This is a genomic window from Streptomyces sp. NPDC107500, assembly GCF_055582785.1.
In genome coordinates this window covers 728,331-741,577 of record NZ_JBVJPF010000001.1, presented here as the reverse complement: position 1 = coordinate 741,577, position 13,247 = coordinate 728,331, and the positions used below count along the sequence as shown (strand labels likewise).

Here is a 13,247-nt window from a genome sequence, read left to right as displayed (position 1 = left end):
GGGAAGGTTAAGTTCCGGGGCGGCCGTGTTCCTAGAGGCGGCTGTGAAAGTTGTGTGGGGAATGGTCCGGACCTCGCCGCCGGACCCGTCGAAACTGCCGAAACCGTTATGTGTGCGACCCATTGACACTCCGACCACCCCGTCCTTACTGTCACGCCAGCATTTCGAACGAGTGACGAAATATCGAACAGAGCGAGGGGCAGCCGCCGTGCGCATCACCGGAATCAGCACACACGTGGTCGGGACGCCGTGGCGGAACCTGACCTACGTCCAGGTGCACACCGACGAGGGTGTCACCGGCGTCGGCGAGACCCGGATGCTGGGGCACACCGACGCCCTCGTCGGCTACCTGCGGGAGGCCGAGGCCAACCACATCCTCGGCTCCGACCCGTTCGCCGTCGAGGACCTGGTTCGCCGCATGAAGTACGGCGACTACGGCCGCGCCGGCGAGATCGTGATGTCCGGCATCGCCGTCGTCGAGATGGCCTGCTGGGACATCAAGGGCAAGGCTCTCGGCGTCCCCGTATGGCAGTTGCTGGGCGGCAAGGTGACCGACAAGGTCAAGGCGTACGCCAACGGGTGGTACACGACCGAGCGGACCCCGGAGGCGTACCACAAGGCCGCGCAGGGGGTCATGGAGCGCGGGTACCGGGCGCTGAAGATCGACCCGTTCGGCACCGGGCACTTCGAACTGGACCAGCGGCAGACGAACTACGCCGTGTCGCTGATCGAGGCCGTGCGGGACGCCATCGGGCCCGACGCCGAGCTGATGCTGGAGATGCACGGCCGGTTCTCGCCCTCCACCGCCGTCCGGCTCGCCCGCGAACTCGCGCCGTTCAAGCCGGCCTGGCTGGAGGAGCCGGTCCCGCCGGAGAACCTCAAGGCGCTGCGGAAGGTCGCCGAGAAGGTGGACATCCCGGTCGCCACCGGTGAGCGCATCCACGACCGGATCGAGTTCCGCGAGCTGTTCGAGGACCAGTCGGTGGACGTCATCCAGCCCGACGTCGGCCACATCGGCGGCATCTGGGAGACCCGGAAGCTGGCCGCCACCGCCGAGACGCACTACACGCTCGTCGCCCCGCACAACGTCGGCGGCCCCGTCCTCACCGCCGCCTCCCTCCAGGTCGGCTTCACCGCGCCGAACTTCAAGATCCTGGAGCACTTCAACGACTTCGCGGACGCGGAGATCAAGAAGGTCGTGAAGGGCGCCCCGCAGGTGGACCCGGAGGACGGGTGCTTCCACCTGTCCGACGCGCCCGGCCTCGGCGTCGAGCTGGACACCGACGCGGCGGCCGAGTTCCCGCAGCAGCAGGCCCGGTTCGACCTGTGGGCCGAGGGCTGGGAGCAGCGCAAGCCCAAGGGGACGCAGGGATGAGCGGCGCGGTGGCGGTCGTCGTCGAGGCGCCGGGAGCGCACCGGCTGGTGGCGCACGAGCCCGCCGAACCCGGCCCCGGCGAGGCGCTGGTGCGGGTGCACGCGGTCGGGATCTGCGGCAGCGACCGCGAGGTCTACCAGGGCAACCGGCCCGAGGGGTACGTGCGTTACCCGCTCACCCCCGGCCACGAGTGGTCCGGGACCGTGGAGCGGACCGGTGCCGGGGTGCCCGCGTCTCTGGCCGGCCGGAAGGTGGTGGGCGAGGGGTTCCGCAACTGCCAGGTGTGCGACCGCTGTCACGCGGGCGAGACGACGCTGTGCACGGCGGGGTACGAGGAGACGGGGTTCACCCGGCCGGGCGCGATGGCGCCCACGCTGACGCTGCCCGCGCGGCTGCTGCACGTGCTGCCCGACGACGCCGACCTCACCGCCGCCGCGCTGCTTGAGCCCGCGGCCTGCGTCGCCGCCGCCGCGCTGAAGGCCGGCGCCCGGCCCGGCGAGCGGGTCGCCGTCGTCGGCACCGGCACGCTCGGCATGTTCGCCGTGCAGTTCCTGCGCGCCGCCTCCCCCGCCGAACTCCTGGTCGTCGGCACGCGCGGGGACCGGGAGGCGCTGTCACGGCGGTTCGGCGCGAGCGACTTCCGCACCAGGGACCGCCCGCTCCCGGACGACTTCGACCTAGTGATCGAGACCGCCGGGTCGGCGGACGCCGCCCGCACGGCCGCCGCGCTGCTGCGCAGGGGCGGGCGGCTGGTGCTGACCGGCATCCCGGCGCCGGGCGCCGCCGGTCTCGACCCGACCGACCTGGTGGTGCGGCAGCTGGAGGTGCACACCGTCTTCGGCGCGCCGCCGGACGCCTGGGCGCACACGGTGCGGGTCTTCGCGGCCGGTCTGCTCGATCCCCGTCCGCTCGTGACGCACGAACTGCCGCTCGACGGGTTCCCGGAGGCCATCGAGCTGGTGGGGTCCGGCGATCCGAAGGTCGGCAAGGTGCTGTTGCGGCCATGACCGCGTCCCCCGGCTCCGGCTCCTGAGCCGTACGCCGGTGCGGGGGCGACCTGACGGCCTCCGTACCGGCGTACACCCACCGGACCGCGCCGCTCGCGCCCTGAGCCGCGAACTTCGTCCGACATATCGAACACTAAGGACAGCTTGTGACCGACGCTTCCGCCCCGGCCTCCGCACGCAGGCCAGGTGAGCCGGCGCTCACCGCTCTCGGGCTGGCCGCGCCCGCCCCCGATCCCGCCGACGCCTCGCCGCACTCCTTCCCGGACGGTGGCCGCTGGCGCACCGAGATCCCTTCCTGCGAAGGGCCGGAGGCGCTGGCGGTGGTGCTGAAGGAGTCCTCGCGGCTGGACGTGCCGATCCACCGGATCAGCCAGGGCAGCGGTGTGTGGATGCTGACCGACGCCGAGATCACCGAGATGGTCGAGGCCACCGCCGAACGCGACATCGAGCTCTGCCTGTTCACCGGCCCGCGCGGCACCTGGGACATCGGCGGCTCCACCCGCACCGACTCGGGCGGGGCGGGGCTCAGGGCGCGCGGCCACGACGCGGTCGCCGGCTGTGTCGAGGACGCCGTCCGGGCGACGGAGCTGGGCGTGAAGTGCCTGCTGGTCGCCGACGAGGGCGTGCTGTGGACGCTGCACCGGGCGCGGGTGGCCGGTCTCCTGCCCGCGGACACCACGCTCAAGCTCTCCGCGCTCGTCGGCCCGGTCAACCCGGCCTCGTACGCGGTCTACGAGCGGCTCGGCGCCGACTCCATCAACGTGCCCAGCGACCTGACGCCGGATCACCTGACCGAAATACGGCGGGTTTCGGCCGCGCCGATGGACCTGTACATCGAGGCCCCCGACGACCTGGGCGGCTATGTGCGCATGTACGAGATCGCCGAGCTGATCCGGCGCGGCGCCCCGCTGTATCTGAAGTTCGGCCTCGCCAAGGCGCCCGGCATCTACCCCTACGGCCACCACCTGCGCGAACTGACGCTGGCCACCGCCAAGGAGCGGGTGCGGCGCGGGCGGCTCGCGCTCGACCTGCTCGCCCGGCACGGGGCGGACGGGGACATGGCCCCGCCCGGCACGCGGCTGCCCGGGCCGCTCAACCGGTTCGAGATCTCGTCATAACGTTCCGGAAACTCCCTTCACAAAAGAAGACACAGCCGCGCACAATCCCACACACCTGCTCTCGGACCGAGCCCTGACCCACATCAAGGATGATGACCATGCGCAACCGCAGAGCCGCCCTCGCCGCCATAGCCTCCGCCGCCTCCCTCGCCCTGACGCTGACCGCATGCGGCCAGAACAGCGAGGGTGGCAGCGAGGAGGACAAGGGCGGTGCCGACGGCGCCACCATCGGCATCGCGATGCCGACCAAGTCCTCCGAGCGCTGGATCGCGGACGGCGCCAACGTCGTGAAGGAACTGAAGGGCAAGGGCTACGAGACCAAGCTCGTCTACGGCGAGGACGACCCGGACCAGCAGGTCTCCCAGATCGAGAACATGATCACGCAGGGCGTGGACGCGCTGATCGTGGCCGCGATCGACAACAAGTCGCTCAACAACGTCATGCAGCAGGCGAAGGACGCCGACATCCCGGTCATCTCCTACGACCGGCTGATCCTCGGCACCGAGAACGTCGACTACTACGCCTCGTTCGACAACGAGAAGGTCGGCGAGCTGCAGGGCGGCTACATCCTCGACAAGCTCGGACTGAAGGCGGGCGAGAAGGGCCCCTTCAACATCGAGCTGTTCGCCGGCTCCAACGACGACAACAACACCAAGTACTTCTTCCAGGGCGCGATGAACGTCCTGAAGCCCTACATCGACAAGGGCCAGCTGGTCGTCCGCTCCAAGCAGACCGCCCTCAACCAGGTCACCACCCTGCGCTGGGACGGCGGCACCGCGCAGAAGCGCATGGACGACCTGCTGACCTCCAGCTACCGCAGCACCAAGGTGGACGCGGTGCTCTCGCCGTACGACGGCATCTCCATCGGCATCCTGTCCTCCCTGAAGTCGGACGGCTACGGCTCCGCGAGCAAGCCCATGCCGGTCGTGACCGGTCAGGACGCCGAGGTCGCCTCGGTGAAGTCGATCATCGCGGGTGAGCAGACGCAGACCGTCTACAAGGACCTGCGCCAGCTCGCCAAGGTCGCCTCGAACATGGTCGACGCGGTCCTGAACGACAAGAAGCCCGAGGTCAACGACACCAAGTCGTACGACAACGGCGCCAAGGTGGTGCCCGCCTACCTGCTCCAGCCGGTCAGCGTGGACAAGTCCAACTACAAGAAGGTCCTCGTCGACGGCGGCTACTACAGCGAGAACGACCTCAAGTAACCGGGCCCCCTCAAGGATTGGAAGGCACGACCATGGCGGGACCCGTCCTGGAAATGCGCTCGATCGTCAAGACCTTTCCCGGCGTCAAGGCGCTGTCGGACGTCACACTGACCGTCCGCCAGGGCGAGGTCCACGCCATCTGCGGGGAGAACGGCGCCGGCAAGTCGACCCTGATGAAGGTGCTCTCCGGCGTCCATCCGCACGGCAGCTACGAGGGGGACATCCTCTTCGAGGGCGACACCTGCCGGTTCAAGGACATCCGGGCGAGCGAACAGCACGGCATCGTGATCATCCACCAGGAGCTGGCACTGGTGCCGTACCTCTCCATCGCGGAGAACATCTTCCTCGGCAACGAGCACGCCAAGCGCGGGCTGATCGACTGGAACGAGACCCTCAGGCACGCCGCCGAACTGCTGCGCCGGGTCGGTCTGGACGAGCACCCGGAGACCCGGGTCGCGGACATCGGCGTGGGCAAGCAGCAGCTGGTGGAGATCGCCAAGGCGCTCTCCAAGAAGGTGAAGCTGCTCATCCTCGACGAGCCGACGGCGGCGCTCAACGACGAGGACAGCGGCAAACTCCTCGACCTGATCCTCCAGTTGAAGGAACAGGGCATCACCTCGATCATCATCTCGCACAAGCTGAACGAGATCCGCCGGGTGGCCGACTCGGTCACGATCCTGCGCGACGGGCGCTCCATCGAGACGCTCGACGTGAAGGCGGCGGAGACGACCGAGGACCGGATCATCTCGGGGATGGTCGGCCGCGACCTGGAGAACCGCTTCCCCGACCGAACGCCGCACCACCCCGAAGAGGGGGCGGCGCCGGCGCTTGAGATCCGCAACTGGACCGTGCACCACCCCATCGACCAGCAGCGCAAGGTGGTCGACGACGTCTCCATCGAGGTCCGGCGCGGCGAGATCGTCGGCATCGCCGGGCTCATGGGCGCCGGCCGCACCGAGCTGGCGATGAGCGTCTTCGGCCGCACCTACGGCCGGCACGCGGCCGGCACCGTCCTCAGGGACGGCACCGAGATCCGCACGAAGACCGTCCCCGAGGCGGTCCGGCACGGCATCGCGTACGTGACCGAGGACCGCAAGCACTACGGCCTCAACCTCATCGACACCATCAACCGGAACATCTCGCTGACCGCCCTCGGCAAGGTCTCCAAGCGCGGTGTCGTCGACGAGCACGGCGAGCGGCAGGTCGCCGAGGAGTACCGCAAGTCCATGAACATCAAGGCGCCGACGGTCTTCGAGCCGGTGGGCAAGCTGTCCGGCGGCAACCAGCAGAAGGTCGTCCTCAGCAAGTGGATCTTCGCGGGTCCCGAGGTGCTGATCCTGGACGAGCCCACGCGCGGCATCGACGTGGGCGCCAAGTACGAGATCTACACGGTCATCGACCGGCTGGCCGCCCAGGGCAAGGCGGTCGTCTTCATCTCCTCCGAGCTGCCCGAGCTGCTCGGCATGTGCGACCGCATCTACACCATGGCCGCGGGACGGCTGACGGGTGAGTTCTCGCGGGCCGAGGCATCGCAGGAAGCGCTGATGCGTCGGATGACGAAGGACAAGACGGACAAAGAGGTAACGCGATGAGCACGGACGTGACCGCCAAGACCCCGGCCCCCGCGCCACCCGGGAAGGGCGGACCAGCCGCAGGCGACGGCCTGTTGCGGCTGATGCTCGACGGCATGCGGCGCAACATGCGCCAGTACGGCATGCTGATGGCCCTCGGCCTGATCGTGGTGCTGTTCGCCGTGTGGTCCGACGGCGACCTGCTGCTGCCGCGCAACGTGTCCAACCTGGTCGTGCAGAACAGCTACATCCTCATCCTGGCGATCGGCATGATGATGGTGATCATCGCCGGTCACATCGACCTGTCGGTCGGCTCTCTGACAGCGTTCATCGGCTCGATAGCCGCCGTGTTCATGGTGAGACACGATATGCCCTGGCCGCTCGCGGTGATCCTGTGCCTGGCCATCGGTGCGGTCGCGGGAGCCGTCCAAGGGTTCTTCATCGCATACGGCGGGATACCGTCGTTCATCGTGACCCTGGCCGGCATGCTGATCTTCCGCGGCCTGACGGAGATCTTCCTCGAGGGCCAGACGCTCGGCCCGTTCCCGGACGGCCTGCTGAAGGTCTCCACCGGCCATCTCCCGGAGGTCGGCCCTGAGACCAACTACCACAACCTCACGTTGTTGCTGGGTATCGCATTGATCGTGTTCGTCGTGTTCCAGGAGATGCGGGACCGCAAGCGGCAGCAGCAGTTTGCGCTGGAGGTGCCGCCCTTCAAGCTGTTCATGCTGAAGCTGGTCGCGCTGATCGCCGCCATCCTCGTCGTGACGCTGCTGCTCGCCTCGTACAAGGGCGCCCCGATCGTGCTGCTGGTACTGGGCGTGTTGCTGGTCGGCTTCGGATACGTCATGCGCAACGCGATCATCGGCCGCCACATCTACGCCATCGGCGGCAACCTCCCCGCAGCCAAGCTGTCGGGCGTGCGGGACAAGAAGGTCACCTTCTTGGTCTTCATGAACATGGGCATGCTCGCGGCCCTGGCGGGTCTGGTCTTCGCCACCCGCCTCAACGCGGCCTCCCCCAAGGCGGGCCTCAACTTCGAACTGGAGGCCATCGCCGCCTCGTTCATCGGCGGTGCCTCGATGAGCGGCGGCGTGGGGACAGTGCTCGGCGCGATCATCGGCGGCCTCGTCCTTGGTGTGCTGAACAACGGCATGAATCTCGTCGGCATCGGCTCTGACTGGCAGCAGGTCATCAAGGGCGCCGTGCTGCTGGCCGCGGTCGGGTTCGACGTGTGGAACAAGCGTCGGGTCGGTTCCTAGAGACGCGGTCCGTTCGGGCCGTACGGAGACCGCGGGCCGGTGGCGGCTGGTCGTGCCCACGCGGCGGAGCCGCACGTCGACGCAGCCCCGCGCCCCTGGAGGGGCGCTTCCATCAACCCACTTGAGGAGTTGCCGGATGGAACTGAACAGGCGCACGGTCGTCGCCGGCGCAGCCGCCGTCGGTCTCAGCGCCGCCACCCTCGGCGGCACCGCACACGCCACGGGAGGCACGAAGCCGGTGAAGGACCTCTTCGGCAGGCTCGCCGACGGGACGAAGGTGTACCGCTGGTCGCTGGAGAACGGCGGCACGCGGATGAAGGTGCTCTCCTACGGCGGGGCCGTCCAGTCGCTGGAGATCCCCGACCGCCGGGGCCGCCACGCGAACGTCTCCCTGGGCTTCGGCAACCTCGACGACTACGTGGCGTCCAGCCCCTACTTCGGTGCCCTGATCGGCCGCTACGGCAACCGCATCGGCAAGGGCCGCTTCACGCTTGACGGCAAGGAGTACCAGCTCTCCGTCAACGACGGCGAGCACAGCCTGCACGGCGGCGCGCGAGGCTTCGACAAGCGGGTGTGGGACGTCGAGCCGTTCACCGACGGCCCCGACGTCGGCCTGGTCCTGCACTACACCGGCGTCGACGGCGAGATGGGCTACCCGGGCACGCTCCGGGCGCGGGTGACGTACACGCTCACCCGGCGCGGGGACTGGCGCGTCGACTACGCGGCCACCACCGACCGGCCCACCGTCGTCAACCTCACCAGCCACGTCTACTGGAACCTGGCCGGTGAGGGCAGCGGCACGGTCGAGGACCACGAGCTGTCGATCGCCGCCTCCCGCTACACGCCCACCGACGCGGGCCTGATCCCGACCGGTGAGCTGGCGCGGGTGACCGGGACGCCCTTCGACTTCCGCCGGGGCAAGCCGGTGGGCCGGGACATCCGGGACAACCATCCGCAGCTGGTCACCGCCAAGGGCTTCGACCACAACTGGGTGCTGGACAAGGGCGTCACCGACCGCCCCGAGCACGTCGCCACCCTGCGCGACCCCGCCTCGGGCCGCACCCTGCGCATCGCCACCGACCAGCCCGGACTCCAGTTCTACTCGGGCAACTTCCTGGACGGCACCCTGACCGGGACCGGCGGCGCGCTCTACCGCCAGGGCGACGCCCTGTGCCTGGAGACGCAGCACTTCCCGGACTCGCCGAACCAGCCGTCGTTCCCGTCGACGGTGCTGCGGCCCGGACAGACGTACCGGACCTCGACGGTGCACTCGTTCGGCGCGTGAGGGCACACTTTCTTCACACGCGTTGAACGACGCCCCTCCCGCCTCCGTATGTAAGGGCGGCCCGCACCTCCCCGCGCGGGCCGCCCACCCACGGAGGCACATTTGTCCGGCAACGTCACCTCGCTGTTCCGCAGCACCGCGGCGCACAGCCCGTCGATGGCTGCGCTGACGCGGGAGGGCGGGGACGAGGCGGGCGCCGGCCCGGTGGACTTCTGCATTCCGTGCAATCCGTACTTCCCCACCCCGGCGATGTTCGACGATATGGCCGTCCGGCTGCGGGACATCATCACGTACTACCCGAGCAGCGCCGACACCATCACCGCCGAACTGTGCAGCCTGCTCCAGCTTCCGCCGCAGTGCGTGGCGATGGGCAACGGCTCCACGGAGCTGATCACCTGGATCGACCACCTGCTGGTGCGGGAGTCCCTCGCCGTCCCCGTCCCCACCTTCGGCCGCTGGACCGACCAGCCCATGGAGACCGGCAAGCGGGTCGACATGTTCCCGCTCCAGGAGGCCGGCGGCTTCGCCCTCGACCTCGCCCGGTACGCCGAGTTCATCCGGGCCCGCGGCACCCGGGTCGCCGTCGTCTGCAACCCCAACAACCCCGACGGCGGCTATCTGCACAAGCAGGCGCTGGTGCAGTTCATGGACGCGATGGCGGACCTGGACCTGGTCGTCGTCGACGAGTCGTTCCTGGAGTTCGCCGACGCGGAGGCGGAACCCAGTGTGGTCCAGGAGGCGATGCTGCGCCCCAACGTCATCGTGCTGCGCAGCCTCGGCAAGAACTTCGGCCTGCACGGCATCCGCTTCGGCTACCTGGTCGCCAACCCGGCGCTCGCGGGCCGGGTGCGCGCCATGCTCCCCAAGTGGAACCTCAACTCCTTCGCGGAGCACGTGGTGTTCATGCTCCGCGACCACGGCGCCGAGTACGCGCAGAGCCTGCACCAGGTCCGCCGCGACCGGCTGGAGATGGCCGGCCAGCTGTCCGCGCTGCCCGGACTGACCGTCTACCCCTCCCAGGGCAACTTCCTCTTCGTGCGCCTCCCGGTGGGCGCGGAGGGCACCGTCGTCCGGGACCGCATGCTCACCGAGCACCGGGTCCTGGTCCGCGAGTGCGGCAACAAGATCGGTTCGTCCAGCCGCTTCCTGCGTCTCGTGGTGCGCCCCCAGGTGGACGTACGCCGCCTGGTGTCCGGCCTGGAACAGGTGCTCTACGGGTCCAGGAGGGGAGCCGCCGTGCCCGAGCCGGCCACCGGGACCGGCTACAGCTCGGGCACGGCGGCGGTGGACCGCCTGATGACCCAGACCAACGGGGCCGGCATGCGGGCGATCGCCGCCCAGGCCGCCGGGGCCGGTGTCCCGGGGATCGCCGGCGCTCCGGGGGCCGGCACCGGCATGCCGCTCCCCGCCGCGGTGCCCCCGCAGGCCCCGCCCCCGGCGCCGGTCCCCCAGCCGGCGCCGTACCCCGGGCCGGTGCCGGTCCCCCAACCGGCACCGGTCCCCCAGCCCATGCCCGCACCGGCCCCGGCGCCCGCGCCCATGCCGATGCCCGCCCCGGCTGCGGCCGCGGCACCCTACCCGCCCATGGGTCCCACCCCGCCCGGCGTCCCCGCCCACGGCGGCCTCACCGCCGCCCAGGTCAGGGGGACCAACGGACTGGAGTCGGTCCCGGCGACGGGCTGGCCGAACGCCGCCGGGATGGGCCGGGCGGGCTGAGCGCCGGGCTCCGGTGTCGCGGCGGCCGTGGCCCTGCCTACTCCGTCGCGGTCGGCGAAGGGCTCGGGCAGGCCGTGCCGTCCGGGGAGGCGCTGGGGTCGGGCGTCGGGGTTCCCGTTTCCGGGGTGCAGTCGTCCGTCGGGGTGGGCGACGGGCCCGGGTCGGTCGGGTCCGGCGACGGTGACCCGGTGGGGCTCTCGGTGGGCGGCTCCGTGGGCGGGGCGGAGGGCTCCTGGCTCGTCGGGGGCGCCGTCGGGGTGGAGGGGTGCGGGCTCTTCGTCGGTACCGGGCGCGAGGGCGAGGCGGCCGGCCTCGACGGTGTGGTCGTCGGGTCCGGGCCGATGTCGATGCCGTCCTCCCGGCCCACGGGGTCCTTGCCCCCGCCGTCGACGGGCTCGGTCGCGGGGGTGTCTCCTCCCGCACCGGGGCTCTTCGGGACGACGCCCTTGCCGTCCGGCACGGTGTGCACGCCGCGGCTGTAGAACTCCAGCCAGTACCGCACCAGTTCGACGTAGGCCCGGGAGTTGTTGTAGCTCAGGACCGCCCGGTCCAGGTCCGCCGCCCGGCCCAGGTCGCGGTCGCCCGCGCACAGGTAGTGCCCGGCCGCCAGGGCCGCGTCGAAGACGTTGTTCGGGTCGGCGCGGCCGTCGGCGTTGCCGTCCGCGCCCCAACGGGCCCAGGTGGAGGGCAGGAACTGCATCGGGCCCACCGCCCGGTCGTAGACCGTGTCGCCGTCGTGGGCGCCGCCGTCCGTGTCCCGGATCAGGGCGAAGCCCCGGCCGTTCAGCGGCGGCCCGGTGATGCGGCTCAGTGTCGTGCCCTTCCGGTCGACCGCGCCGCCGCGCGCCTGGCCGGACTCGACCTTGCCGATCGCCGCGAGCAGTTCCCAGGGCAGCCGGCAGCCGGGGTCCGTCCTGCCGACGGAGGTCGCGGCGGCGCGGTAGGCGCGCAGCACGGTGGCGGGGATGCCGGACTGGCTGCGGATCTCCCGCCCGAGCACCGGTGGGACCGGGGTGCCGTGACGCGTCGTCAGGGGCGGTAATTCGGTGTGGTAGGAGCCGTCGCCGGGTGGCGCGAGGGCGGCGAACGGGCCGCCCGGTGTCGGGAGGCTCAGGTCGTCGGCGGCCGGTTTGGCGTGGGTGTCCTCCGCGTCTCCGGTGAGTCCGGGGGCCTGGGAGGCGGTGAGGGCCGCCATGGCCGCCACGGCGAGGGCGGTGGTGCGCAGTCTCCTGCGGCTCCGGCCGGCGTACCGGTGTCGGGCGCGGCGTACGGACATGGTCGTCACTCCTGTCGGATCCGTCCAAAGACGTGGTGGGGGCGGCCTCAGCGGCCGAAGGTGTCGAGGGCGGAGACCAGCCAGCGTCCGTCACGGTGCACGACGTCGACGGCGAGCATGGCCGCCGCGTACACGCCCTGGTCCTCGGCGGCGTCCTTCCCCTGGCCGGCCTTCTCGCCCGCCTTGGTGCCGGTGGTGGCGACACTGCTCTGGTCGGCGTAGACGAGGACCCGGGCCCGGTCGCCGTCGATCCGTTCGACCGCGCTCTCGGTGACCGTCGTGGTGATCACCGCCTTCTGCCGGTCGGCCCGTTCGCGGACGTCGGCGAGCAGTTCCCGGTGCTGAGCGAGGGCCTTGCCCGTCAGGAGGTCCCGGGCCGCCTTGTCGAGGGCGCCGGGGTCGGCGTGGTCGTAGGAGAAGAGCCGGTCTACGGCCTTGGTCGTCTGTCCCTTGATCTCGCTGGTGCGGGCGAGGTCGGTCAGCGCGGTGTTGCCGCGCGCGGGCTCGTCCCGGAGCGCCCCGGCCTCCGCGTGCGCCCAGCCCGCGAAGACGCCGAGGAGCACCGTCAGCGCGCAGAGGAGTACGAGGCCCAGGGGCCGGCGCCGTCCGGCCGGGGTGGTCTTCCCCCGCTCGGTCTCGGCGGCGGCCGGCCTGGGCTTCGGACTCGGCTTCGGCTTTTGTGCGGAGGACTGCGGCGGCGCTTCGGCGGCCTCCGGGGACGTGAGGACGGCCGTGCCACCGGAGGTGGGCCTGGTCTCGCGGGCCTGGCGGCGCCGCTGGCGGTTGATGTGGTGACGGGTCGTCGACATGTGCGGTGTCCTCCTCGCTGCGGCCGGCTTCTGCGGGTACGGGACCGGTCAGCCGGCCGGTGCGCCGCCCACGGGTGCCTGGCCCAGGGCGCTCAGCTTCCACCGGCCGTCGGTCCGGGTGAGTTCGCCGAGCATGCGGCTGTCCTTGTCCGACTTCGAGCCGTCGGACGCCTTGACGGTGACGCGCAGGGCGACCAGCACGCGCGCACGGCCGGCGCGGTCGTCGAGTTCGGTGACGGCGCCCGAGAGCACCCGGGCCGTGCTGACCGTCTTCGCCTCCTTCACCTGGTCGGCGAATTCCGCGCGTCCGGATGCCAGTTGTTCGTGCAGTTCCCCGGTGGTCGAGGACTCCCAGAGGTCCAGGCCCCGTTGCAGCTCGCGGTGGTCGAGCGTGTTGAGGTTCTGCACGGCCTGCTCCCCGGCGCTGAGCGCCGCGTCCCGCTGCTCGGCGTAGGCGGCCTGCTCGTCGTGGGCCGCCCCGTACCAGTCCTGGCCCGCCCACGCCGCGAAGCCGCCCGCGACGAGGGTGAGCGCGAGGGCCAGGGCCGGCAGCGGCCGGCGGCGGAGTGCGGTGCGGACGCGGGCCGCGCGTTTCATGGGTACTCCCGTCTGCCGCATGT

The 13,247-nt window shown here is 70.9% G+C and carries 11 protein-coding genes; 8 read left to right on the top strand and 3 right to left on the bottom strand.

The window, feature by feature from the left end:
• The first annotated feature begins 208 nt into the window (after positions 1 to 208).
• The 8 genes from ACZ67M_RS03190 to ACZ67M_RS03155 all read left to right on the top strand — a co-directional run bounded on the left by ACZ67M_RS03190 (position 209) and on the right by ACZ67M_RS03155 (position 10,542).
• On the top strand, positions 209 to 1,375 hold the full coding sequence (locus tag ACZ67M_RS03190) for a mandelate racemase/muconate lactonizing enzyme family protein (protein WP_392008764.1): 1,167 nt from the start codon (positions 209 to 211) through the stop codon (positions 1,373 to 1,375).
• On the top strand, positions 1,372 to 2,382 hold the full coding sequence (locus tag ACZ67M_RS03185; RefSeq protein WP_392235051.1) for a zinc-dependent alcohol dehydrogenase: 1,011 nt from the start codon (positions 1,372 to 1,374) through the stop codon (positions 2,380 to 2,382). The genes ACZ67M_RS03190 and ACZ67M_RS03185 overlap by 4 nt, the downstream gene beginning before the upstream one ends.
• A gap of 146 nt (positions 2,383 to 2,528) precedes the next feature.
• Positions 2,529 to 3,500: a hypothetical protein gene (locus ACZ67M_RS03180; RefSeq protein ID WP_392008759.1), complete on the top strand. Its 972-nt coding sequence runs from the start codon at positions 2,529 to 2,531 to the stop codon at positions 3,498 to 3,500.
• Positions 3,501 to 3,598: 98 nt separating this feature from the next.
• Positions 3,599 to 4,708, top strand: coding sequence for a multiple monosaccharide ABC transporter substrate-binding protein (chvE, locus tag ACZ67M_RS03175; RefSeq protein ID WP_361355150.1), 1,110 nt, complete (start codon positions 3,599 to 3,601; stop codon positions 4,706 to 4,708).
• Between the two features lie 32 nt (positions 4,709 to 4,740).
• Positions 4,741 to 6,300: a multiple monosaccharide ABC transporter ATP-binding protein gene (mmsA, locus tag ACZ67M_RS03170; RefSeq protein WP_361355147.1), complete on the top strand. Its 1,560-nt coding sequence runs from the start codon at positions 4,741 to 4,743 to the stop codon at positions 6,298 to 6,300.
• Positions 6,297 to 7,541 (top strand): multiple monosaccharide ABC transporter permease, encoded by a 1,245-nt coding sequence (gene mmsB, locus ACZ67M_RS03165; protein WP_469849352.1) that lies wholly within the window; start codon positions 6,297 to 6,299, stop codon positions 7,539 to 7,541. Before mmsA ends, mmsB begins: the two co-directional genes overlap by 4 nt.
• 136 nt (positions 7,542 to 7,677) lie before the next feature.
• Positions 7,678 to 8,826 (top strand): aldose epimerase family protein, encoded by a 1,149-nt coding sequence (locus tag ACZ67M_RS03160; RefSeq protein WP_469849350.1) that lies wholly within the window; start codon positions 7,678 to 7,680, stop codon positions 8,824 to 8,826.
• A 102-nt stretch (positions 8,827 to 8,928) separates the two neighbouring features.
• Positions 8,929 to 10,542, top strand: a complete 1,614-nt coding sequence (locus tag ACZ67M_RS03155; RefSeq protein ID WP_469849349.1) for a pyridoxal phosphate-dependent aminotransferase — start codon at positions 8,929 to 8,931, stop codon at positions 10,540 to 10,542.
• Between the two features lie 37 nt (positions 10,543 to 10,579).
• On the opposite strand, the gene ACZ67M_RS03150 is transcribed toward ACZ67M_RS03155, so the two are convergent.
• From ACZ67M_RS03150 to ACZ67M_RS03140, 3 genes are read right to left on the bottom strand one after another with little or no spacing between them, the layout of a single operon-like run.
• The gene (locus ACZ67M_RS03150) at positions 10,580 to 11,818 is read right to left on the bottom strand and encodes a lytic transglycosylase domain-containing protein (RefSeq protein WP_469849347.1); all 1,239 of its coding nucleotides are present in this window, start codon (positions 11,816 to 11,818) and stop codon (positions 10,580 to 10,582) included.
• 47 nt (positions 11,819 to 11,865) lie between these two features.
• The gene (locus ACZ67M_RS03145; RefSeq protein WP_361355129.1) at positions 11,866 to 12,627 is read right to left on the bottom strand and encodes a hypothetical protein; all 762 of its coding nucleotides are present in this window, start codon (positions 12,625 to 12,627) and stop codon (positions 11,866 to 11,868) included.
• 48 nt (positions 12,628 to 12,675) lie between these two features.
• The gene (locus tag ACZ67M_RS03140) at positions 12,676 to 13,224 is read right to left on the bottom strand and encodes a nuclear transport factor 2 family protein (protein WP_385799343.1); all 549 of its coding nucleotides are present in this window, start codon (positions 13,222 to 13,224) and stop codon (positions 12,676 to 12,678) included.
• Positions 13,225 to 13,247 lie beyond the last annotated feature (23 nt).

Excerpts from the sequence above, each read along its gene's own strand:
- ACZ67M_RS03145 (WP_361355129.1), bottom strand. The coding sequence starts at position 12,627 with ATGTCGACGACCCGTCACCACATCAACCGCCAGCGGCGCCGCCAGGCC.
- ACZ67M_RS03150 (WP_469849347.1), bottom strand. The coding sequence starts at position 11,818 with ATGTCCGTACGCCGCGCCCGACACCGGTACGCCGGCCGGAGCCGCAGG.
- chvE (WP_361355150.1), top strand. The coding sequence starts at position 3,599 with ATGCGCAACCGCAGAGCCGCCCTCGCCGCCATAGCCTCCGCCGCCTCC.
- mmsA (WP_361355147.1), top strand. The coding sequence starts at position 4,741 with ATGGCGGGACCCGTCCTGGAAATGCGCTCGATCGTCAAGACCTTTCCC.
- ACZ67M_RS03140 (WP_385799343.1), bottom strand. The coding sequence starts at position 13,224 with ATGAAACGCGCGGCCCGCGTCCGCACCGCACTCCGCCGCCGGCCGCTG.
- mmsB (WP_469849352.1), top strand. The coding sequence starts at position 6,297 with ATGAGCACGGACGTGACCGCCAAGACCCCGGCCCCCGCGCCACCCGGG.
- ACZ67M_RS03185 (WP_392235051.1), top strand. The coding sequence starts at position 1,372 with ATGAGCGGCGCGGTGGCGGTCGTCGTCGAGGCGCCGGGAGCGCACCGG.
- ACZ67M_RS03160 (WP_469849350.1), top strand. The coding sequence starts at position 7,678 with ATGGAACTGAACAGGCGCACGGTCGTCGCCGGCGCAGCCGCCGTCGGT.